This window comes from Psychroflexus sp. MES1-P1E (genome assembly GCF_002836055.1).
Classification (GTDB): Bacteria; Bacteroidota; Bacteroidia; order Flavobacteriales; family Flavobacteriaceae; genus Psychroflexus.
Map to the genome: position 1 here is coordinate 1 of NZ_PJBS01000042.1, position 414 is coordinate 414.

The following is a 414-nucleotide window of genomic DNA, read 5'->3' on the forward strand; positions in this document are numbered from 1 at the left end:
TTGAACATATGAGTTTTTATTCATCAAATGCTCTTTCATCGATAAGCCAAACTTAAAGGCTTCGTCTATTCCCATAACCTCCTCTTTAGGCTCTAGAGGCAAAGACTCAGGTACAGGTTGTGGTTTTGGTTGAGGCTGTGATTTTTGTTTAGGTTGCTTTTCAGGAGTTGACTCTTCTTGATCTGAAAACAGCTTCGCTTCCAGATCGCTGTTATCTTTATAGGGGTTGTATCCGAGTTCTAATAGTTTAGAGAGCGCTTCTCTCATCGTTCTAAGGAAAGCGTAACGCTCACGCTTTGTTTTGAAGTTATTGGCTCCACCCTTAATAAAAGGCTGCTTTTTGAGCTTGCCAGTCTCGGGATGGCGATAAGAAAAATAAACAAACCAACTTTTGCTTAGAGCTTCATCTTTATC

1 pseudogene is annotated in these 414 nt (G+C 40.3%); it reads right to left on the minus strand.

The features are described from left to right. Positions 1-414 (minus strand): annotated as a pseudogene (locus CXF67_RS17975) (site-specific integrase); the annotation flags it as partial.